Raw genomic sequence first — 19,225 nt, 5'->3', positions numbered from 1 at the left:
GCCGGAAACCGTGATGAATTCGCCCCTTGATGCCGTGCTCACGCTGTCCTCTCCCGGCGTGGCGCCGGCCGCCGATCCCGCCGACCCCGCCGACCCCGCCGACCCCGTTGCAGCGGTCACGCATCCCGACCCCTATCCCTGGTATCGCCAGCTGGCGCGCACGCGTCCGTTCCATTACGACGCGGCGCTGAAGCTGTGGGTGGCTGCCAGCGCTGCCGCCGTGGCGGAAGTGCTGGACCATCCCGATGCCCGCGTGCGTCCGCCGGGCCAGCCGGTGCCGCCCGCGCTGGCCGGTGGCCCGGCGGGCGACCTGTTCGGCCGACTGGTTCGCATGACCGACGGACCTGCCCACGCTGCCCTGAAAGCCATCGTGCTGCGCCATCTGGCCGGGCTCGACCTGGGCCTGGTGCGCGTGCGCGCCCACGCGCTGGCCGCGGCGCTGCCGCGTATGGCCGATGAGGACGCACACGAAGCCACGCGCTGGATGTTCACCTTGCCGGTGCTGACAGTCGCGGACCTGCTGGGCCTGCCACTCGAACGCGACGCCGATGGCCATGTTTCCACGCGTGTGGCCGGCTTCGTTTCCACCTTTGCGATGGCGATGTCGCCGCTGGCCACGCCGGCCGAAGTGGAAGCGGGCGCGGCGGCCGCGCAATGGCTCACGCACTGGACGCACGGCTGCACGCCGTCCGCACCGGCGGGAAACCTGCTGCACGCGCTGTCGCAGGACACCGCGCTGGCAGGCATCGATGCCCCAACGCTGGTCGCCAACGCCGTGGGGCTGATGATCCAGGCGTGCGAGGCCACTGCCGGCCTGATCGGCAACACGCTGGTCCATCTGGGACGTACCGGCCAGCACGCCGGCCCGGACAGTCGCGCCGATACGCTGGTGGACCACGTGGACCACGTGGCCCGCCTGGACCCGCCCGTGCAGAACACGCGACGCTTCATGGTCGCCGACACCATGGTCTGCGGCCAGCCCGTCCGCGCCGGCGATGCGGTGCTGGTGCTGCTGGCCGCCGCCGCGCATGACGATGGCCAGGAGGTCGCCGCAGCGGCGGCGGCCCGCCCCTGGACATTCGGTGCCGGCCGTCACGGCTGCCCCGGCGATGCGCTGGCCCGCTTACTGGCCGCCTGTACCGTGCAGGCGCTGCTGTCGCGCGGGATCCAACCGGCGCGCCTGGTGGATCGCGTACGCTATCGGCCATCGGTCAACGCCCGCATTCCCCTGTTCTACGTACAACCCTGAACCATACGAAGGAGCCCCCGATGATTGCCGTGATCTTCGAAGTCGAGCCTGCGCCCGGGCGACAGGACACCTATCTGGACATCGCCGCCCACCTCAAACCGACACTGGAAGCCATCGACGGCTTCATCTCGGTGGAACGCTTCCAGAGCCTGACGAACCCGCGCAAGCTGCTGTCGCTGTCGTTCTTCCGCGATGAGGCCGCCGTACTGGCCTGGCGCAATACGCTCGACCACCGCCAGGCCCAGGCGGCCGGGCGCGGCGGCGTGTTCGCCAACTACCGGCTGCGCGTGGCGCAGGTGCTGCGCGACTACGGTCTGCAAGAACGCGACGAAGCGCCGGCCGATAGCCGCGCCGTGCATGACGCGGCCGGCCGTTGACGGCCCTCCTTGGAGGATTGGCCGCATCCGGCCGGTCTCCGACGCGCCGGTTCATGACAATCTGACATATTCGCCTCGTAGACTCGTGCATCATCGCAGCGGAGGTCTGACCACGCAGCAGCGGAAACGAAAGGGCGATGCGGCATGAAACGGCGCACGGGCGGCACCAAATTGTGGGCAACGCTGAGCAAGCAGGCGACGCGCAGCGCACGCCAGTTCAGCCGCACGGTTACCAGGACCGTGGCTGATCCGATGATGCGCGCGGCCCGGCAGCAGAGTCAGGCCGTGAGCAAGGCCATGGGCCGCGCCGTGGGCAAGGTGGCGCGGCAGGCCATGACCGGGGTGGTGACGCCGGCGCGCGCGCCGGTGAGCAAGGGCGGCGGATCGTGGGAGGAAGGCCTTTGGGGCTTCAGCATGGGGATCGGCAGCATGGGGCAGCGCCGCTACCGGGTGTACGTACCGCCCGGCGTCAGCGCGGCGCGGCCCGCGCCATTGCTGGTCCTGCTGCACGGCTGCGGGCAGGACGCCGCCAGTTTTGCCGCGTGCGCCCGGGTGGCCACGGTGGCGCGCGACGCGCGCTGGGTCGTGCTGATGCCCGAGCAGTCGGTGCACGCCAATGCCCAGCGTTGCTGGAACTGGTTCCGTCCCGCAGCGCGCGGTGCATCGGAAACCGCGCTGCTGATGTCGATGATCGACCATGTCAGCCAGCGCTACGCCATCCTGGCCCATCGCGTCTGCGCATTCGGCCTGTCGGCCGGCGGCGCCATGGCGATGATGCTGGGCCTGCGTTATCCGGATCGCTTCGCCGCCATCGGCTCCCATTCCGGGGCCGCGCCCTATAGCGCCGTCAATGCCACGCAGGCGCCAAAGGCCATGCGCGGCGATCGGGCGCCCGACGCCGTGGCGGCCCGCCTGGCGCTGGCCGGGCGTTCCCCGCCCCCCCTGCTGTTGCTGCACGGCGACGAGGACAGCGTGGTGTCCTACGACAACGCCACGTCCACGGCGGCGATGTGGCTGGAACTGTGGCCGCCGGGTACGCCGGCCCCCAGGGCACTGCCCGCCAGGCGCGTACGGCGCGGCACGCGCCGCGCGGTGGACGTGTTCGACTGGCAGGCCGGGCCGCGTCCCTATCTGCGCGTGGTGAAGGTGGAAGGGCTGCGCCACGCGTGGAGCGGCGGCGCGCCCGGACAGGCGTTCTCGGACCCCAGCGGGCCTGACGCGCTCAAGATCGCGCTACGCTTTTTTTCGGTGAACGGACGCCAGCGGGATTGAGCCCGGTGACCCGACGCGGGATGGCAGCCGGGCCAGCTACGGACTCTGGCTCAACGCGTGGGCGCCGGCTTTGCGCCGATATGCATGCGGTACAGCGCGTAGGGCTTCTCGCGCTTGTCCTCGCCGCCCTGGAATCCGGCCTGGCGATGCAACTGGTTGGCCGTGACGTACAGGTATCCGTCGGCGCCAACGGAGAGCGTGTCCGGCCACAGCAGCCTGGCATCCTGCACCAGCGTGGTCCATCTGCCCGATGCGCCGCGCGCGCGGATGGCGTTGTGCTCATAGTCACTGGCGTAGACGGCGCCGTTCGCATCCGACTCCAGTCCGTCGGACGCACCTTTTTCTCCGAGATCCCTGACCGTCTTGCCGATTCGCGCGTCGCTGACCGAAGGGTCGCGCAGCATGGCGGTCGACACCGCGTAGAGATGCCGGCTCGACAACGGCGAGAAGTACAGCGTCTTGCCATCCGGGCTCAGCGCAATGCCGTCGGAGGCGACGGTGAACGGGGTGACCTTGCCTGACGCATCGCGGGCTTCCATCGGCTTGCCTTCGACGACGGGACGGAACGATGGATCGGCCGAGGTTGACGGGTGGCCGGTCAGGCGGCGGATGGCCTTGCCTGTATCGAGATCGACCACGATGATGCCGCCGATACCGGACAGCGAGGAATCGGTGACATAGGCGACGCCGGCCTTGCCGACGCGGAAATCGAAACGCATGTCGTTGACATAGGTCCGCGCTCGCATCACGTTGGCGGGGAAGACAATGGTCTTGACGATCTGGTCGGTCTTCAGGTCGATGGCAACCAGCTTGGCGCCGCCCGGCACGGGGTTGGAGAAGCCGGGAGCGGCGGTATCGAGCACCCAGACGCGCCCTTGGCCGTCGGCCACCACGCTCTGCACGCTGAGGAAGGTTTCGGCCGGCCGCGCATTGTCCGGTTGATTGACCGCGGCATCAGGATAGGCAGTGACCTTGCCATTCCGCAGTTCGCCCACGGTGAAAGGGACATCGTCGCCCCAGCGAGGGAAGTTGACGAAGATGCGGCCGCCTTCGGCGATCGTCACGCCAGTCGGCATGGCGCCGTCGAAAGTTGCGACCGTTTCCAGGGTCGAGGATGGCGCTGCCGAGACGGTAGCGCCCAGCGGCGCAAGCACGCCGAAAGTGATGGCGATGGCGACCGCGAGCGACGACGCGTGGCCGTTCAGTGATGGATACATGGTATGGACTCCTGGATTCTTGTTCGATGAGAGGCGTTCGTTCGGCCATGGACCGGGTCGATTCGCGTCGAAAACCCGTCCGTGGCGGTATATTCCGCCCGGCTGGTTTTTCGAAAAACTGTGATAATCAGGCAGGACTTTCACTGATGTAGTGAAAATGATCAGACTCGACGACCTTCATCTTTTTGTACGAACCGCGGCGCTTGGCAGCTTTTCGAACGCTGCCCGCGAGGCGGATCTGCTGCCCGGCCAGGTCAGCGCAGCCATCCAGCGGCTGGAAAAGGAACTGGATATCCGACTGTTCGCCAGGTCGACACGCAGCCTCCGACTGACCGCGGAGGGTGAGCAATACCTGCCCTATGCCGACGAAGTGCTGGCGATGCTCAACGAAGGGCGGGAGCGCTTGCATGGCGAGCAGACGGCGCTGCAGGGCACGCTGAAGATTGCAGCGCCTTCCGACCTGGGGCGTAACGTGCTGTTGCCACTCCTGACGGCGTTCCAGGCATCGCACCCCAAGCTGGTGCTCAGGCTTTCGTTGTCCGACCAGGTCACCGATGTATTCCGGGACCCCGTGGACATCGCCATCCGCTACGGCGCGAACGAAGGCGCCACTTACGTGGCGCTGCCGTTGGCCGAGCACAACCGCCGCGTTCTGGTCGCTTCGCCGGAATACCTGCAGCGCCATGGGCGTCCTGCATCGCTTGATGACCTGCTCATGCACCAATGCCTGCCGTTTGTGCTGGGTGGCCGCCTGTACGATCGGTGGCACTTCCCTGCGGCCGGCATGCGGCGACAGATCACGATCAAGGGCACGCTGCTATGCGATGACGCGGAGATCGCGCGGCGCTGGGCCATCGATGGACGCGGCATCGCCTACAAGTCGTGGATAGACGTCTGCGCCGACGTCGAGCAAGGCCGGCTGGAGCTGCTGCTGCCCGAGCAGCCTGGCGAGCCGGTGCCGCTCAATCTGGTGTGTCCGCACCGCCGACAGTTTTCGCCTGCGGTGCGGTACCTGCACGCAATCCTGCGCGAGCGATTGCTGGTCATGAGCGAAAAGATGCGCACGTACACGCGCTATACGGGGGGCTGAGGGCAGGCGATATGTTCGTGGGAAAGTCGTCCGCGACGACCGCGCCGCCCACGGAAGCCCTGATAAGACGGGCTCATGAAACGATGGGTGCGGGCTCCGGTGCCAGGACGTGGCCCGGTACGCGTTACAGCGTTTTTCGCTCGCTCCGGCGGTGCTGGACGTCCGCTGGCGGGATCACCCCGCGCCTACCGGCTCGAACACCACGTCGCTGGTCGGGCAGGCCACGCAGGGCAGGATGTAGCCGTCGTCCTTTTCGTCCAGGCTCAGGCCGGGCCATTCGATCCGATACCGCACGCTGCCCGCGTGCAGCTTGCTGATGCATGCGCGGCAGGTGCCGTTGCGGCAGGAACTGGGCAGGCTGACGCCGTCCAGCAGGGCGCTTTCCAGCAGGCTCAAGGACGCGGGCGCGGCAAAGCGTACCTGGCCCGGCAGCACCTGCGCCGTGAACTCCCGAGTGTCGTCCGGGATGTCGGCTGGCATGCCGTACTGCGATTCGGCCATGCGGCTAGTCCTCATGGGCCGGAAACCCGGCTCGCCCGTGAGTGGCATCGCGCAGGGCTGCCTGCGCCTGCTCGCGCAGCGCGGCCGGCAAGCGGATGACCAGTGTGGCCAGCGCGCCATAGCGGGTCTCGGCCAGCGTGCAACCCGCATCGGCCGACTGATCGATCCAGCGGCGCACGCGCGGTTCGTCGGGGTAATCGACCAGCACGGTCAGCGTGGCGTAGGCGATGCGCTCGATCCGCTGCGCGTCCTTGAGCGCCCCCGCGATGGCGTCGGTATAGGCGCGCACCAGTCCCCCGGCGCCCAGCTTGACGCCGCCGTAATATCGCACCACGGCGGCCAGCACGCCATCCAGGTCGTGATGGCGCAATACCTCCAGGATCGGCCGGCCTGCCGTGCCGGATGGCTCGCCGTCGTCGGACATGCCCGACTGCCCGCCGGCCAGCAGCGCCCAGCACACGTGCGTGGCCGTGGGATGCTGCGCGCGCAGGTCCGCGATCACGCCCATGGCAGCCTCGCGATCGGGCACCGGCACGGCCAGCGCGATAAAGCGGCTTTTGCGTATCTCGATGTCGGCATGTACCGGGGCGGCTAACGTGAAGGTGGGCAAGACAGGGCAGGGAATCGACAGGCAGGAGGGCGAGTGTAGCGCAGCCGGCTGAAGCGCCAGATGTGTGACAGCTTGCGGACCGTCAAATATCTGTCATGAAAGCGCCTTACCATCCGGACGGGCAGATGTCGTTCCTGCCACAGCGCATCCCTTCAGAAGAACTGCCAGACACCCACAGAGCCCACTTCAATCCCATGTCCGACCAGACCGTCAATGCCCGCCGCCGCACCCTGAAAATCCTGGGCGGCGCTCCGATGCTGCCGCTCGGTGCCGCTGCCGCCAGCCTGGCCGGCGGCATGTCCGCGATGGAGGCCGCCTTCGCCGCCGCGCCCCGCCGCAAGGCCGCCTTTGCATCCGCCACGTTCACCGGCATGGCCGCGCCCACGCTGGAAAACGCCGCGGCCATGGCCACCACGACGGTGGGATCGTCGCTGAAGGTGTCGTACGCCGACGGCACCGGGCAGGACTACACGCTGGCCTACCAGCCGTTCTTCGTCACCGGCGACCTGGTGCCGGACGGCAAGGGCGGCAAGGTGCTGGCCGGCGGGTACTACGACATCCAGAACCGTCCGATCGTGGACGACTCGGTGCCGGGCAAGGCGCGTCAGTTCTATTCCGATGCCCCGGACGGCAGTTCGCTGCTGACGCTGCGCAACACCAGGGTGCGCGGCGTCAAGGGCAACACGGTGTTCGCGGTGGTGCAGTTCGAGTACACCACGCGCGACCAGGCCGATGCCGAGATGCATGGCATGCTGCCGTCGCCCATCGCCGTGCTGACGCTGGACCAGGACCCGAAGACCGGCAAGCTGAGCCTGGTGCAGTACCACAATGTGGATACGTCCGGCGTGAACGGCCTGTGGATCACCTGCGGCGCAAGCCTGTCGCCGTGGAACACGCACCTGTCGAGCGAGGAATACGAGCCCGACGCGGCCAGGGCCGCCACCGACAGGAAGCTGCGCGGCTTCAGCCAGCACCTGTATGGCGATGCGGGCCGCGCCAATCCGTATCACTACGGCCACCTGCCGGAGGTGACCGTGAACCCCGACGGCACCGGATCGATCCGCAAGCACTATTGCCTGGGGCGCATCTCGCACGAACTGGTACAGGTGATGCCCGACGAGCGCACCGTGCTGATGGGCGACGACGCCACCAATGGCGGGTTGTTCCTGTTCATCGCCGACCGTCCGCGCGACCTGTCGGCGGGCAAGCTGTATGTGGCCAAGTGGCACCAGACATCGGGCACCGGCCCGGGCGCGGCCACGCTGTCGTGGATTCCGCTGGGCAGCGCCAGCAGCGACGAGATCCGCAAGCTCGTGGATGGCGGGATCAAGGTCACCGACATCATGGACGTGCAGTTCAAGGATCCGGAGGATTCCAGCTACAAGCGCATCCTGTTCGATGGCAAGCCGAACTGGGTCAGGCTCAAGCCGGGGCAGGAGAAGGCCGCTGCCTTCCTGGAAACCCACCGCTACGCCGCGCTGGTGGGCGGCAGCCTCGGCTTCACCAAAATGGAAGGCACGACCGTCAATATCGCGGACAGGAAGGCGTACTCGGCCATCTCGCGCATCGAGACCAGCATGCTGGCCGGCAATGCCGCCAATGCCGGCGACATCCGCGTGGAAGGCCCGTACTCGGGCGCGGTCTACGAACTGAACCTGCGCGGGGCGCAGTCCGACCAGGCCGGTGCCCGCATCGACAGTGAATGGGTGCCGGTCGACATGGCGGCCGTACCGGCGCTGGTGTCGGAGGATCTTGGCGGTGGCCCGAAGAAGGCGCAGGACGCACTGGGCAACTACGCCAACCCCGACAAGGTGGCCACGCCGGACAACCTCAAGTTCTCGGAGACGCTGCGCACGCTGTTTGTCGGCGAGGACAGCAACACGCACGTGAACAACTTCCTGTGGGCCTACAACGTGGACACGAAGCAACTGTCGCGCGTGCTGTCGTGCCCGGCGGGCGCGGAATCCACCGGGCTGCACGCGGTGGACGAGATCCACGGCTGGACCTACATCCTGAGCAACTTCCAGCACCCCGGCGACTGGGAAAAGGGGCTCCATGACAAGGTGAAGGGCACGCTGGACCCGCTGGTGCGTGCCAACTACAAGGACCGCTTCGGCGCGGCCGTCGGCTATCTGACAGCCACGCCGTCGGCGCTGCGGCTGAACCGGCGCGCGTAAGGCGCGTATAAGAAGCGTCCGACGCAATCTGACCACGCAGGCACGGCGGTCCTGCTACCCTGTGGGCTGGGCCGGGCATATTGCCGGCGCACGCTCACAGGAACCCCCATGACACAGCCCGCCGCAGACCTGACCGCGCGCCGCATGGCGCCCGCCACCGACCGCAACCGCGCGCCCATTCTGGCCGTCTTGCGCGACGCCCTGCCGAAAACCGGCACGGTGCTCGAGATCGCCAGCGGCACCGGCCAGCATGCGGTGTACTTCGCGGCCGCGCTGCCCGGGCTCACCTGGCAGCCCAGCGACCCCGATGCCACGCACCGGGAATCGATCATGGCCTGGACGGCCCACGAAAAGGCCGCCAACGTGCGGCCGCCGCTCGCCATCGACGTGAGGCAGGAGCCCTGGGGCGTCGACGCGGTGGATGCCATGGTCTGCATCAACATGATCCACATCGCGCCGTGGGCTGCCGCCGAGGCGCTGTTCGCGGGCGCCGGCCGGCACCTGTCCCCCGGCGGCGTGCTGTATCTCTACGGCCCCTACCGCCGCAACGGCGCGCATACCGCACCCAGCAACGAAGCATTCGACCGGCAGCTGCGCGTGGCCGATGCCGATTGGGGCGTACGCGACATGGAAGCCGTCATCGCCCTGGGCGCGGCGCACGGCTTGACCTGTGCGGAGCCGATTCCCATGCCGGCCAACAACTTCAGCCTGGTGTTCCACAAGGCCGGTTGAGGGCGGCGCGCAACGGAATGTCGTGGAAGGAGCGGCGCCGGCCGAACTGCTTTGCACGATATGCCGATTCACCGGCGACCCTGCCGCGATCCACGCGATCTCCCGCAGGACCGCCGATAGCCGTGGGTCGTGGCGGGCCGCTTACCCTCGCACCAGCATCACCACCGCCGTTGCAATCAGGCACACCGCGAACGCTGCGCGCAGGCGCCGTTCCGGCATGCGGTGGGCCAGTGCCACCCCCCAGGAGATCGTCAGCATGCCGCCCAGCGACAGCGGGATGCCGCTGTACCAGTCCACATGGCCGGCATGTGCATAGGTGAGCAAGGCCACTACCGCGCCGGGTGTGACCAGGGCCAGCGCCAGGCCCTGGGCGGCGGCCTGGCGCATGCCAAACAGGCCGACCAGGGCAGGGGCGGCCACCACGCCGCCGCCTACGCTGAAAAATCCCGAAAACGCGCCGCCGACCACGCCAACCGCTGGAATCCAGGACGCCGATACCCGCGCCTGCTGGTGCGTCGCTGCGCGGCCGGGTAATAGCCGCCAGAGGAAGTAGAGGGCCAGTCCGATCATGAACACGGCGAAGATACGGCGCAGCAGTGCGGCGTCGATCGATGTGGCGAGCCGTGCCGACAGATAGGTGGACAGCATGGCGGACAGCCCAAGGACGATTGCCGTCTTGAGGTCGATGTCGGCGCGCTTGCGGTATTGCCAGAAGCCGATCACCACGTTGGGCGCGATCATGACCAGCGAGGTGCCCTGCGCCAGTTGCTGATCCATGCCGTAGAGCAGCCCCAGCGCCGGAATGGCGATCAGGCCGCCGCCGATGCCGAACAGGCCGCCTACCCCACCGAGCAGCCCTCCAAGTCCAAAGATGAGCAGGGCGGACAACAACGAATGGTCAGGCATGGCGAATCAGGGGCGGGGTACGGATCGGGCAAGCGCACGATGATACGCGGACATGGCGCAGACATTCGGGAAATCACCGACACGATGCCGGTCGCGCAGGGCCGGGATCGGGAGGGCGACGCTCCGCTCCCGCGGCAGGAGAGCAGAGCGTCGTAATGCGGCGGAAGCCCGTTGAAGCCGGCTGAAGCCGATTGAAGCCGATCGAAGCCGATTGAAGCCGATTGAAGCGGTCCGGGCGAGCCGTGCCCGGCGCGGCTCAGTCCACCTGGGCTCCCGACTGCTTGACGATTTTCGCCCACTTGTCGATGTCGGTGCGCAGCGTGGCGGCCAGCTGCTGCGGCGTGCCGCCCAGCGTTTCGGCGCCCTGCGCGGCCAGCTTGTCGCGCAGCGATTTGTCGGCCAGTGCGGCCTGCATGGCCGTGGACAGTTTCTGGACGACCTCCTTCGGCGTGCCGCGCACCGCGAACAGGCCGACCCACAGATCGCCGCTATAGCCGGGCACGGTCTCGCCGATGGCCGGTATGTCCGGCGCGAACGGCGACCGTTTGGCCGAGCTGACGCCCAGTGCGCGCACCTTGCCGGCCTTGATGTGCGAGAGCACCGACGGCAGGCTTGCGAACGCCATCGGCACCTGGTTGCCGAGCACGTCGTTCAGCGCCGGCGCCACGCCCTTGTACGGTACGTGCTCCAGCTTGATGCCGGCCATCGTGTTCAGCATCTCGCCCAGCAGGTGGTTCAGCGTGCCGTTGCCGGCCGATCCGTAGCGATAGAAGTCGGGCTTGGCCTTGGCCATCGCGATCAGTTCCGACATCGACCTGGCCGGGAAGGCCGGATTCACCACCAGCACGTTGGGCACCGTGGCCACCAGCGAAATCGGCTCGAAATCCTTGACCGGGTCGAACGGCACGCTCCGGTACAGCGACGGGTTGATGGCCTGCGTACTGCTGATGGTCATGAGCAGCGTATAGCCGTCGGGCGTGGCGCGTGCGGCGGTCTGCGTGCCGATGTTGCCGCCGGCGCCGGGGCGGTTTTCCACCACCACCTGCTGGCCGATCCGCTGCGACAGGTCGGCCGCCACCAGCCGCGCGACGATGTCGTTGGAGCCACCCGGCGCCTGCGGCACGATCATCTGGATCGGCTTCGAGGGATAGGTGTCTGCCTGGGCGTGGCCGATGGCGGCTGCCGCCAGTGCCACGCCGGCCAGGGCGCGAAGGGTACGGGTCATGCTGTCTCCTGATGAATGCGGCCCGGCCGGTGTTCTGGGGTCTTGCCGGGTGTTGTGGGGCCCACTCTAGCCCAGCCCCGCACGCAGGAGAAATTCAATCGGCGACTGGCGCCATAAGCTTTTCTTATTGGCCTGCCCCGCCAGCCGGCTGCCAGCCGCCCCCCATCGCCTGGTACAGGGCCACGCTGGCATTGAGTCGGTCCGCGTGAGTCTGGATCAGGTTCAGTTCGGCGCTGAACAGCTGGCGCTGGGCGTCCAGTTGCTCCAGATAAGGCGAGTACCCGGCGCGATAGCGGTTGGTGGCATGGCGCAGGGCCGCTGCCAGTGCGTCGCGCTGCTCGCGCAGCCGTGCTTCCTGTTCGCCCAGTTTCTGCACCGCGGCCAGGTTGTCGTTGACTTCGCGGAAGGCGGTCAGCGCCACGCGGCGGTAGGCATAGGCGGCCTCGTCGCGTTGGGCGGCGGCGGCGTCGGCGCCGGCCACGATGCGGCCGCCCTCGAACAGCGGTGCCAGCACGCTGCCGCCGAGTGTCCAGATGCGAACCGGATTGGCCAGGCCGGTTGCAAAGACCAGGCCGCCCGAGGCCGTCAGCGGAATGCGCGGCAGGTAGGCCTTGCGGGCGGCGGACAGGCTGGCATCGGTGGCGGCCAGCGTGTATTCGGCCTGGGCGATATCGGGTCGCCGCCGCAGCAGTTCGGACGGCAGGCCCGCCGGTACGGGCGGCTGCTGCAGCGCCTGCAGGGGCAGGCCACGCGCGATGGCGCCCGCCTCCGGATTGCCCACCAGCACGCCCAGCGCGTTTTCCTGCCGTGCCACGGCCAGTTCGGCCTGGGGGACCGCCTGGGCGGTCGATTCGTACTCCGCCCGCGCCTGTTCGTATTCGAGCTGGGACGTGTACCCGGCCCGCGCCCGATCACGCGCCAGCCGCAGCGCGTCGGCGCGCGACGTCAGCGTCTGGCGCACGACATCGAGCTGGGCATCGAGTGCCCGCAGCGTGATATAGCCGCGCGCCGCGGCGGCCGACACGGACAGGATGGTGGTGTCGCGCGCCGCTTCGCTGGCCAGCAGGCTGTTGCGCGCGGCGCCCACCGAATCGCGGATCCGGCCGAACAGATCGACCTCGTACGAAGCATCCAGCGCCAATTGGCCGGTGTTGGCGGTGCCGGCCGTGCCGAAGGCGTTGATGGCGCGGGCGCGAGTGGCGCCCGCCGTGAAGTCCAGCGTCGGGAACAGCTCGGCACGCGCGATGCGCGCCTGGGCATCGGCCTGGCGCACGCGTGTCACGGCGATGGCGATGTCGTCGTTCTGACTCAGCGCCTGGGCCACCAGCGCGGTCAGCGCCGGGTCGCCGTAGGTCTGCCACCATTCGCGCTCGATGGCAACGGTGGGGCCGGGATCCACGCGCCAGGCTACCGGCGGCGCGACGGGATCCGGCAAGGGCGGGCGTGGCCCCATGCAGCCGGCCAGCAGCAGGGCGATGACGGGCAGCACGGCGCGGCGCGTCAGGCGCAGCGCGATGCAGGCGGAAGGACCGGGGCCGTGCGTCATCGCGTTGGCGGCCCGTTGGTGCTGGTGTCGACTTCGGCCTGCACCGACATGCCCGGACGCAGGCGATCCGCCATCGGCTGGTCGGGGTCGATGGCAATGCGCACCGAGATGCGCTGCGCCACCTTGACGAAGTTGCCCGTGGCGTTATCGGCCACGATCACCGCGAACTCCGAACCGGCCGCCGGCGACAGGCGCTCCACGCGGCCGGTCAGGCGCGCGTTGTCCAGCGCATCGACGCGGAACGTGGCCCGCTGGCCCGGCGCCATGCGGGCGGTCTGGGCTTCCTTGTAGTTGGCGATGACCCAGCGTTGCGGCGGCACCAGAAACATCAGCTGCGAGCCCGATGTCACGTACTGGCCCAGCCGCGCGCCGATCTGGCTGAGCCGGCCGTCCTGCGGCGCGATGACAACGGTGTTCGACAGGTCGATGTCGGCCAGCTGCAGGGCGGCCCGCGCCTGTTCGACGGCAGCCTTGAGGCCCTCGCGGCCCACGATGATGGCTTCCACGTCCTGCCGGGCGATCTCCACCGCGGCGCGCGACTGCTCGACGGCAGCCTCGGCCTGGCGCAGCGCCGCCCGCGTCTGGTCGCGTTCGCGCAGCGACACCGAACCGTCGGCCACCAGTTCGTCCACACGCTTCATGTCGGCCTGGGCGCGCAACAACTGGGCGCGGGCGTTCTCGGCATTGGCCAGCTGTGACTTCACGGTGGCCTCGCGGGCGCGCTGGGTCTGGTCGGCGTTGGCCAGGTTGGCGATCTGCGTGTTCAGCGATGCGCGCGCCTGTGCCACGCGTTGACTGTAGATGCGGTCGTCGATGCGCAGCAGCACCTGACCCGTCTTGACCAGGTCGAAGTCATGCACCGGCACCTCGGTCACATAGCCGCTCACCTGCGGGCTGATGATGGTGGTCTGGCCGCGCACATAGGCATTGTCGGTGCTCTGGATCGACGGCGAGAACGGCGGCAGGCCCCAGGCGTACAGGATGATCAGCACGCTGGCCAGCGCCACGACGACGATCAGCGCGGTCAGCCGGCGCGATCCGCGCGGTGGCGCCCAGCCCTTGGGCGATGCCTCGACCTCCACCGGGTCTTCGAGCCGTTCGGGCTTGCCGGCCGGGGGCGCGGCGGGGGTGCGATCGGGCTGCGCTGGCGAGTCTGGCGGTTGGGGCGGTTCTGGCCGTTCTGGGGGGGCGGGCGGCGGGGTCAAGTGCCTTTCTCCGTGGAGGGCGGGGTTGGCGGTGGCTTCTTCTCTGGAATATGTCCCGGCACCACCCGGTTCAGGTACAGCGCCAGCAGCCAGACAAAGGTGACGGTGGACAGGATGCCGATCACCAGGAACACATCATTGAACGCCAGCACGTTGGCTTCGCGCGTAACCTGCTGCGCCAGCGCCATGGCGCCCTCTGTCTGACGCAGCAGGGGGTCGGCCAGCACGCGGCTGTAGACGTTGCCCAGCTGTTGCAGGCGCGCGGCGTCGAGCGGGTCGGACAGGCTGATGCCCTGTACCAGCGCGTGGGAATGGAATTTCTCGCGCCAGGTCTGGAACGTGCCCAGCAGCGCCGAACCCGCCAGCCCGCCCAGCGACTGCGTGATGCTGAACAGCGCCGAAAAGCTGACGAAATGGCTCATGCCGCGCTGCAGCGCGCTGCCCATGCCGATCAGCAGCGTCGGCCCCAGGAAGTAGACCGCGGCAAATGCGATCAGCGACTGCGTGAAGTACATGTTCTGCGGCCGCGTCAGGTTCGTCGAGCCGGCATCGACGAACGCGCCGATCGCGATCAGGATCAGCGAAATGCGGATCGGCCGCCCGAGGTTCTGCGGATTCAGGGTCAGGGCGCTGGCCGCGATCCCGGCCACCGTGGCCATCGACACGACGATATACAGCGAGATCAGCTGGTCGTTGCCCATGCCCAGCGCCGTCAGCAGGCCCACCGCGCCATACGGCTGTTCGGACAGCAGGATGCGCACCGACGTGGCCACCACGGCAAAGCGGATGATCGCCATGCTGCCCAGCCAGCGCGTATTGAGCAGCGGATTCACTCGGTTGTGCTCGATCCACAGCGCCGCCGCGATCAGGATCACCGCGCCGCACAGCGCGTAGCCCAGCCACGGCGCCTCGGTCCACCACAGGATGCGGCCCTGGCCCAGCACCGCGCACAGCAGCGCCATGCCCGGCGCAAACAGGGCGAAGGTGACGAAGTCGAGCGGCTCGAAGGCCTTGATCCGCTCGCTGGGCGGCAGCGGCAGCAGGGCCACCGTTACCAGCGACAGCAGCGACAGGCCGAATTCGAACTGGTACAGCGTCTGCCAGTTGCCGGCTTCCAGCATGCCCGTGGAAAACGTCCGTGCCAGCGGCGTGGCCAGTTGCGGCACGCCGAAGCCGATCACCACCGCGCGCATGCGATGCCGCGCCGGCAGCGACTGGATGATGTAGTAGAGCGCCAGCGTGGACATGCCGCTGGCGGCGACGCCGTTGGCGGCGCGCGCCAGCAGGGCGGTGCCGAAGGTGTGGGTCAGCAGGTGGGCGCCCGTGACCAGCGCGTAGGACAGCAGGAAGACCTTGGTGAACCGCTGCAGGCCGTACTGCTGGCGGAACTTGATGACCAGCATCGACATGCAGACATTGGTCATGACATAGACCGTGGACAACCACGCGGCCTCGTCGCTGTACAGCCCGAACACCCCCTGGATGTTGTTGAGGTTGGCCACAACCAGCGCGTTGCCGAAGGCGCCGGTCAGCCCGATCAGGACGCCCACGCAGAAATAGGCCACCCGCCGTGGCGTGGGATGGTCCGGCGTGGCGGGCGATCCCGGCATCGACGGCCGTTCATGCGGCTTGAACTCGTAGCTGGCAGTTGCCATGGCTGACTTGGGCGACGAACGGCGTGGGATGTGGCGATGATGCGGGAGGAACCGGCGCGTGGCAAGCACGGCCCGGGGCGCCCCGCCGGGCGGGATGGCCGGGGTCAGCTCTTTTGCAATGCCGGTGGCGCCAACGAACCGCCTTCTGCAATTCTTTCCTTGACGATTTCGCGCAGGACGTCGGCAACGGCTTCCGCCGCGTTCGAGCGCGGCAGGGCGCGCGGCCAGCACAGAGACAGCGTGCGGCGCAGTTCGGGCACGATGCGCCGGCGCGGCACGGCCGCATCGCTTTCGTCGAGCGACGAGGCCGGCAGGATCGTGCAGGCCAGCCCTTCGCGGGCGGCGGCCAGCAGGAACGGCAGCGAATCGAGGTCGGCCACCACGTTCAGGGCGATGCCGGCCTGGGCGAAGCGCCGCTCCACCACCTCGCGCAGGCCCTGCGATCCGCTCGGCAGTACCAGTGGCAGCGCGTCGAGCGCCTTGAGCGCCACCGTCCCGGTGGCCTTGCCGCGCGGCGTCGGGCCGGGCGGCGTGCCAATCAGGTAGAGCGGTTCGCTGGCCAGCGGCTCGGGCTCCACCGCGCGCGACGGTGTGTCGCGGAACAGAATCGCAAAGTCGAGCCGGTTCTGGTTGAGCAGTTCGGAGATATAGCCGCTCATGCTTTCGAAGAGCTGCAGCCGCACCTGTGGATAGCGTTGCCGCACGGCGCGCACCAGGGCCATGCCGAAGGCGGCGGCAGCGGTGGTGGGCAGCCCGATGGCCACGGTTCCCGAGACCTCGGTGCCGGCCACGCGTACGTCGGCCCCGGCAATCTCGATCTGACGCAGGATATTGCGCACATGCCGGTAGAGCGTCTTGCCGGCCTCGGTGGGCCGTACGCCCTTGGCGCCGCGATGCACCAGCGGCACGCCGAACTCGTCCTCCAGCGCGGCCAGCTGCTGCGACAGCGCGGGCTGTGCCACGCACACCACCTCGGCGGCCCGGGTGAGGCTGCCGTGGTCGACGATGGCCACGAAATAGCGCATGGCGCGGATGTCCATGATTGTGGGCCTCTCCCCTTCGACTTATCAGATATGAAAACGCCAGGGTATTGATTCTACTTATGGTGCCTTCCGCAATCCCTATTTCACACGGCTGGCGCCGGCAGGTAGATTGTCGGCATCGCGCCATGCGCATCTTTCGCCCCCGACACTGCCATGTCCAGACCGCTTGAAGGCATCACCGTAGTCTCGCTCGAACAGGCCATTGCGGCGCCGTTCTGCACCCGCCAGCTGGCCGACCTGGGCGCTCGCGTCATCAAGATCGAACGCCCCGGCCCCGGCGATTTCGCGCGTGCCTATGACGGCCGGGTGCGGGGGCTGTCGTCGCACTTCGTCTGGACCAACCGTTCGAAGGAAAGCCTGACGCTCGATGTCAAGGCGCCCGGCGCGGGGCCGGTGCTGGAGGCGCTGCTGGAAAAGACCGACGTGCTGGTGCAAAACCTGGCGCCCGGCGCTTCCGCGCGGCTGGGGCTCGACTATGAAACGCTGTCGAAACGCTATCCCCGCCTGATCGTCTGCGATATTTCGGGCTACGGCGGCGATGGCCCCTATCGCGACAAGAAGGCGTACGACCTGCTGGTGCAAAGCGAGTCGGGCTTCGTGTCGGTCACCGGCACGCCGGACGAGGGCGTCAAGGCGGGTGCATCGGTGGCCGACATCGCGGCCGGCATGTACGCCTACAGCAACGTGCTGGCGGCGCTGATCGAGCGGGGGCAGACCGGGCGCGGCAAGCGCATCGACGTGTCGATGCTCGAATCGATGGTCGAGTGGATGAGCTTTCCGATGTATTACGCGTTCGAAGGCGCCGAGCCGCCGCCGCGCGCCGGTGCCGCCCACGCCACGATCTATCCGTACGGGCCGTTCCCCACCGGCGACGGCAAGACCGTGATGCTGGGCCTGCAGAATGAGCGCGAATGGGCGGTGTTCTGCAAGGTGGTGCTGCAGGAGCCCGATCTGGCCACGCAGGCGGACTTTGCCACGAACAGCCTGCGCAGCGCCAACCGCACGCAACTGCGCGCCCGCATCGTAGAGGCCTTCAGCCGGCTCAGCGCCGCCGAGGTGGTGCACCGCCTGGAAGAGGCCAGGATCGCGAACGCCAGCGTCAACACCATGGCCGATGTGTGGCATCACCCGCAACTGGCCGCCCGCGGGCGGTGGCGCCAGGTGGACACACCGGCCGGACCGATTCCGGCGCTGCTGCCGCCAGGCATGACCGATGCGCGGATGGATGCCGTACCCGGCGTCGGCCAGCACACCGACGCCATCCTGGCCGAGGTGGGTTGCAGCGCGGCGCAGATCGCCAGCCTGCACGCCGATGGCGTGGTCTGAGGAGGCGGCATGAGCGCAACTCCGGCCCAGGCGCGCGTCCCGCGCAGCTATTTGTTTGTACCGGCGTCGCGGCCGGATCGAATCGGGAAAGCGATCGCCGCCGGCTCCGACGCGGTGATCGTCGATCTGGAGGATGCAGTCGCACCCGATGCCAAGGCTGAGGCGCGGGACGGGCTGCGTGCAGTATGGCGCATACTTCAACAGCAGGCCGACGTGGCAGGCGTGGTGCTCCTACTGCGGGTGAACGGCGCTGATACCGCGTACTTCGACGAGGATCTGGCCTTTTGCCGCACACAGGCGGTGCAAGCCGTCGTCTTGCCCAAGGCCGACAATGCGTCGCTGGCAGCACTTCGTGCCAAATTGCCGGAGACGCCTTGCCACGCCTTGCTGGAAACCGCCGCCGGGTTTGCCGATCTGCCGGATGTGGCGCGGGCAGCAGGTGTCACGCGTCTGCTGTTCGGCAGCATTGACCTGATGTTCGACCTCGACGTGGGCGACGACGACCTGCCGCTGCACTACTGCCGCAGCGCCCTGGTCCTCCATTCCCGGGCTGCCGGCCTGCCGCCTCCGGTAGACGGCGTCTGCACCGCCATTGGCGATGCCGAGGCGCTGGCCGCCGATACATTGCGTGGGCGTCGCTTCGGCTTCGGTGCGAAGCTGCTGATTCACCCCAGCCAGGTGGCCGGCGTCCACGAAGCGCTGGCGCCCTCCGACGCCGAACTCACATGGGCCCGCCGCGTGGTGGAGCAGGCCGCGGCAGCGCATGGTGCCGCCATTGCGGTGGACGGGAAAATGGTGGACCGCCCGGTGCTGGATCGCGCGCAACGTATTGTGGCGGCGGCCGCCCGTTAATGTTCGGTTAATAAAACATAGGCGCAGCCATTGGCATCGGTATGGCGCCAATCGGTGTTTTCCCTGACCGGTGGGTTCGATGCAAATGTCGAAATTTATCGGCAGGATGAAAGCCGTTTGTAATCAGGTTGCTGTCAAATGCGCATGGGAGATCGTGCGCTGCCATGCATGCGGGATGAATGGAATGGCGCCGGGTAAAACAGAACGATAAAAGTCACTTACCCGGTCCACCATTCGGCTGG

Annotated in this window: 17 protein-coding genes; 8 read left to right on the top strand and 9 right to left on the bottom strand. The window is 68.2% G+C overall.

The annotated features are described in order from the left end of the window. The first annotated feature begins 13 nt into the window (after nucleotides 1–13). The 3 genes from BLQ58_RS09060 to BLQ58_RS09050 all read left to right on the top strand — a co-directional run bounded on the left by BLQ58_RS09060 (nucleotide 14) and on the right by BLQ58_RS09050 (nucleotide 2,898). Entirely contained in the window at nucleotides 14–1,249 is a 1,236-nt protein-coding gene (locus BLQ58_RS09060; protein ID WP_254775863.1) for a cytochrome P450 family protein, read from the top strand. A 20-nt stretch (nucleotides 1,250–1,269) separates the two neighbouring features. Continuing rightward, nucleotides 1,270–1,626, top strand: a complete 357-nt coding sequence (locus BLQ58_RS09055; RefSeq protein WP_092596756.1) for an antibiotic biosynthesis monooxygenase family protein — start codon at nucleotides 1,270–1,272, stop codon at nucleotides 1,624–1,626. A gap of 144 nt (nucleotides 1,627–1,770) precedes the next feature. Continuing rightward, on the top strand, nucleotides 1,771–2,898 hold the full coding sequence (locus BLQ58_RS09050) for an extracellular catalytic domain type 1 short-chain-length polyhydroxyalkanoate depolymerase (RefSeq protein WP_092596753.1): 1,128 nt from the start codon (nucleotides 1,771–1,773) through the stop codon (nucleotides 2,896–2,898). Between the two features lie 50 nt (nucleotides 2,899–2,948). Here BLQ58_RS09050 and BLQ58_RS09045 read toward each other — a convergent pair whose 3' ends face one another. Then, complete coding sequence (locus tag BLQ58_RS09045) at nucleotides 2,949–4,115, bottom strand: L-dopachrome tautomerase-related protein (protein WP_092596750.1); 1,167 nt, start codon at nucleotides 4,113–4,115, stop codon at nucleotides 2,949–2,951. 157 nt (nucleotides 4,116–4,272) lie between these two features. Between BLQ58_RS09045 and BLQ58_RS09040 the strand changes: the two genes are divergently transcribed. Beyond that, on the top strand, nucleotides 4,273–5,205 hold the full coding sequence (locus BLQ58_RS09040) for a LysR family transcriptional regulator (RefSeq protein ID WP_092596747.1): 933 nt from the start codon (nucleotides 4,273–4,275) through the stop codon (nucleotides 5,203–5,205). Nucleotides 5,206–5,379: 174 nt separating this feature from the next. Here the strand turns inward: BLQ58_RS09040 and BLQ58_RS09035 are convergent, their stop codons facing one another. Next, entirely contained in the window at nucleotides 5,380–5,706 is a 327-nt protein-coding gene (locus BLQ58_RS09035) for a 2Fe-2S iron-sulfur cluster-binding protein (protein WP_092596744.1), read from the bottom strand. Between the two features lie 4 nt (nucleotides 5,707–5,710). Next, nucleotides 5,711–6,316 (bottom strand): IMPACT family protein, encoded by a 606-nt coding sequence (locus BLQ58_RS09030; protein ID WP_092596741.1) that lies wholly within the window; start codon nucleotides 6,314–6,316, stop codon nucleotides 5,711–5,713. 194 nt (nucleotides 6,317–6,510) lie between these two features. Here BLQ58_RS09030 and BLQ58_RS09025 point away from each other — a divergent pair, with 194 nt between their 5' ends. Both BLQ58_RS09025 and BLQ58_RS09020 read left to right on the top strand, forming a co-directional pair. After that, on the top strand, nucleotides 6,511–8,493 hold the full coding sequence (locus BLQ58_RS09025; RefSeq protein ID WP_092596738.1) for a PhoX family protein: 1,983 nt from the start codon (nucleotides 6,511–6,513) through the stop codon (nucleotides 8,491–8,493). A gap of 108 nt (nucleotides 8,494–8,601) precedes the next feature. Next, the gene (locus BLQ58_RS09020) at nucleotides 8,602–9,225 is read left to right on the top strand and encodes a DUF938 domain-containing protein (RefSeq protein ID WP_092596735.1); all 624 of its coding nucleotides are present in this window, start codon (nucleotides 8,602–8,604) and stop codon (nucleotides 9,223–9,225) included. Nucleotides 9,226–9,366: 141 nt separating this feature from the next. Here the strand turns inward: BLQ58_RS09020 and BLQ58_RS09015 are convergent, their stop codons facing one another. From BLQ58_RS09015 to BLQ58_RS08990, 6 genes are all read right to left on the bottom strand, one after another. After that, nucleotides 9,367–10,131, bottom strand: coding sequence for a sulfite exporter TauE/SafE family protein (locus tag BLQ58_RS09015; protein WP_092596732.1), 765 nt, complete (start codon nucleotides 10,129–10,131; stop codon nucleotides 9,367–9,369). A gap of 256 nt (nucleotides 10,132–10,387) precedes the next feature. Beyond that, complete coding sequence (locus tag BLQ58_RS09010) at nucleotides 10,388–11,356, bottom strand: tripartite tricarboxylate transporter substrate binding protein (protein WP_092596729.1); 969 nt, start codon at nucleotides 11,354–11,356, stop codon at nucleotides 10,388–10,390. A 124-nt stretch (nucleotides 11,357–11,480) separates the two neighbouring features. After that, nucleotides 11,481–12,902: an efflux transporter outer membrane subunit gene (locus BLQ58_RS09005; RefSeq protein WP_092596725.1), complete on the bottom strand. Its 1,422-nt coding sequence runs from the start codon at nucleotides 12,900–12,902 to the stop codon at nucleotides 11,481–11,483. Beyond that, the gene (locus BLQ58_RS09000; protein WP_254775862.1) at nucleotides 12,899–14,107 is read right to left on the bottom strand and encodes an HlyD family secretion protein; all 1,209 of its coding nucleotides are present in this window, start codon (nucleotides 14,105–14,107) and stop codon (nucleotides 12,899–12,901) included. Before BLQ58_RS09000 ends, BLQ58_RS09005 begins: the two co-directional genes overlap by 4 nt. Next, nucleotides 14,104–15,762 carry an MFS transporter gene (locus BLQ58_RS08995; RefSeq protein ID WP_092596719.1) on the bottom strand — a complete coding sequence of 553 codons (1,659 nt, stop codon included), beginning with the start codon at nucleotides 15,760–15,762 and terminating at the stop codon, nucleotides 14,104–14,106. The genes BLQ58_RS09000 and BLQ58_RS08995 overlap by 4 nt, the downstream gene beginning before the upstream one ends. A gap of 104 nt (nucleotides 15,763–15,866) precedes the next feature. Beyond that, nucleotides 15,867–16,802, bottom strand: coding sequence for a LysR substrate-binding domain-containing protein (locus tag BLQ58_RS08990; RefSeq protein WP_092596716.1), 936 nt, complete (start codon nucleotides 16,800–16,802; stop codon nucleotides 15,867–15,869). Nucleotides 16,803–16,958: 156 nt separating this feature from the next. Between BLQ58_RS08990 and BLQ58_RS08985 the strand changes: the two genes are divergently transcribed. Both BLQ58_RS08985 and BLQ58_RS08980 read left to right on the top strand, forming a co-directional pair. Then, nucleotides 16,959–18,131, top strand: a complete 1,173-nt coding sequence (locus tag BLQ58_RS08985; protein WP_092596713.1) for a CaiB/BaiF CoA transferase family protein — start codon at nucleotides 16,959–16,961, stop codon at nucleotides 18,129–18,131. Nucleotides 18,132–18,140: 9 nt separating this feature from the next. Then, nucleotides 18,141–18,983 carry an HpcH/HpaI aldolase/citrate lyase family protein gene (locus BLQ58_RS08980; RefSeq protein WP_092596710.1) on the top strand — a complete coding sequence of 281 codons (843 nt, stop codon included), beginning with the start codon at nucleotides 18,141–18,143 and terminating at the stop codon, nucleotides 18,981–18,983. Nucleotides 18,984–19,225: the final 242 nt, after the last annotated feature.

It is taken from the genome of Ralstonia sp. 25mfcol4.1, from assembly GCF_900104095.1.
Taxonomy (GTDB): Bacteria; Pseudomonadota; Gammaproteobacteria; order Burkholderiales; family Burkholderiaceae; genus Cupriavidus.
Note: the sequence above shows the minus strand (reverse complement) of the source record. Positions and strands in the feature narration are given on the sequence as shown.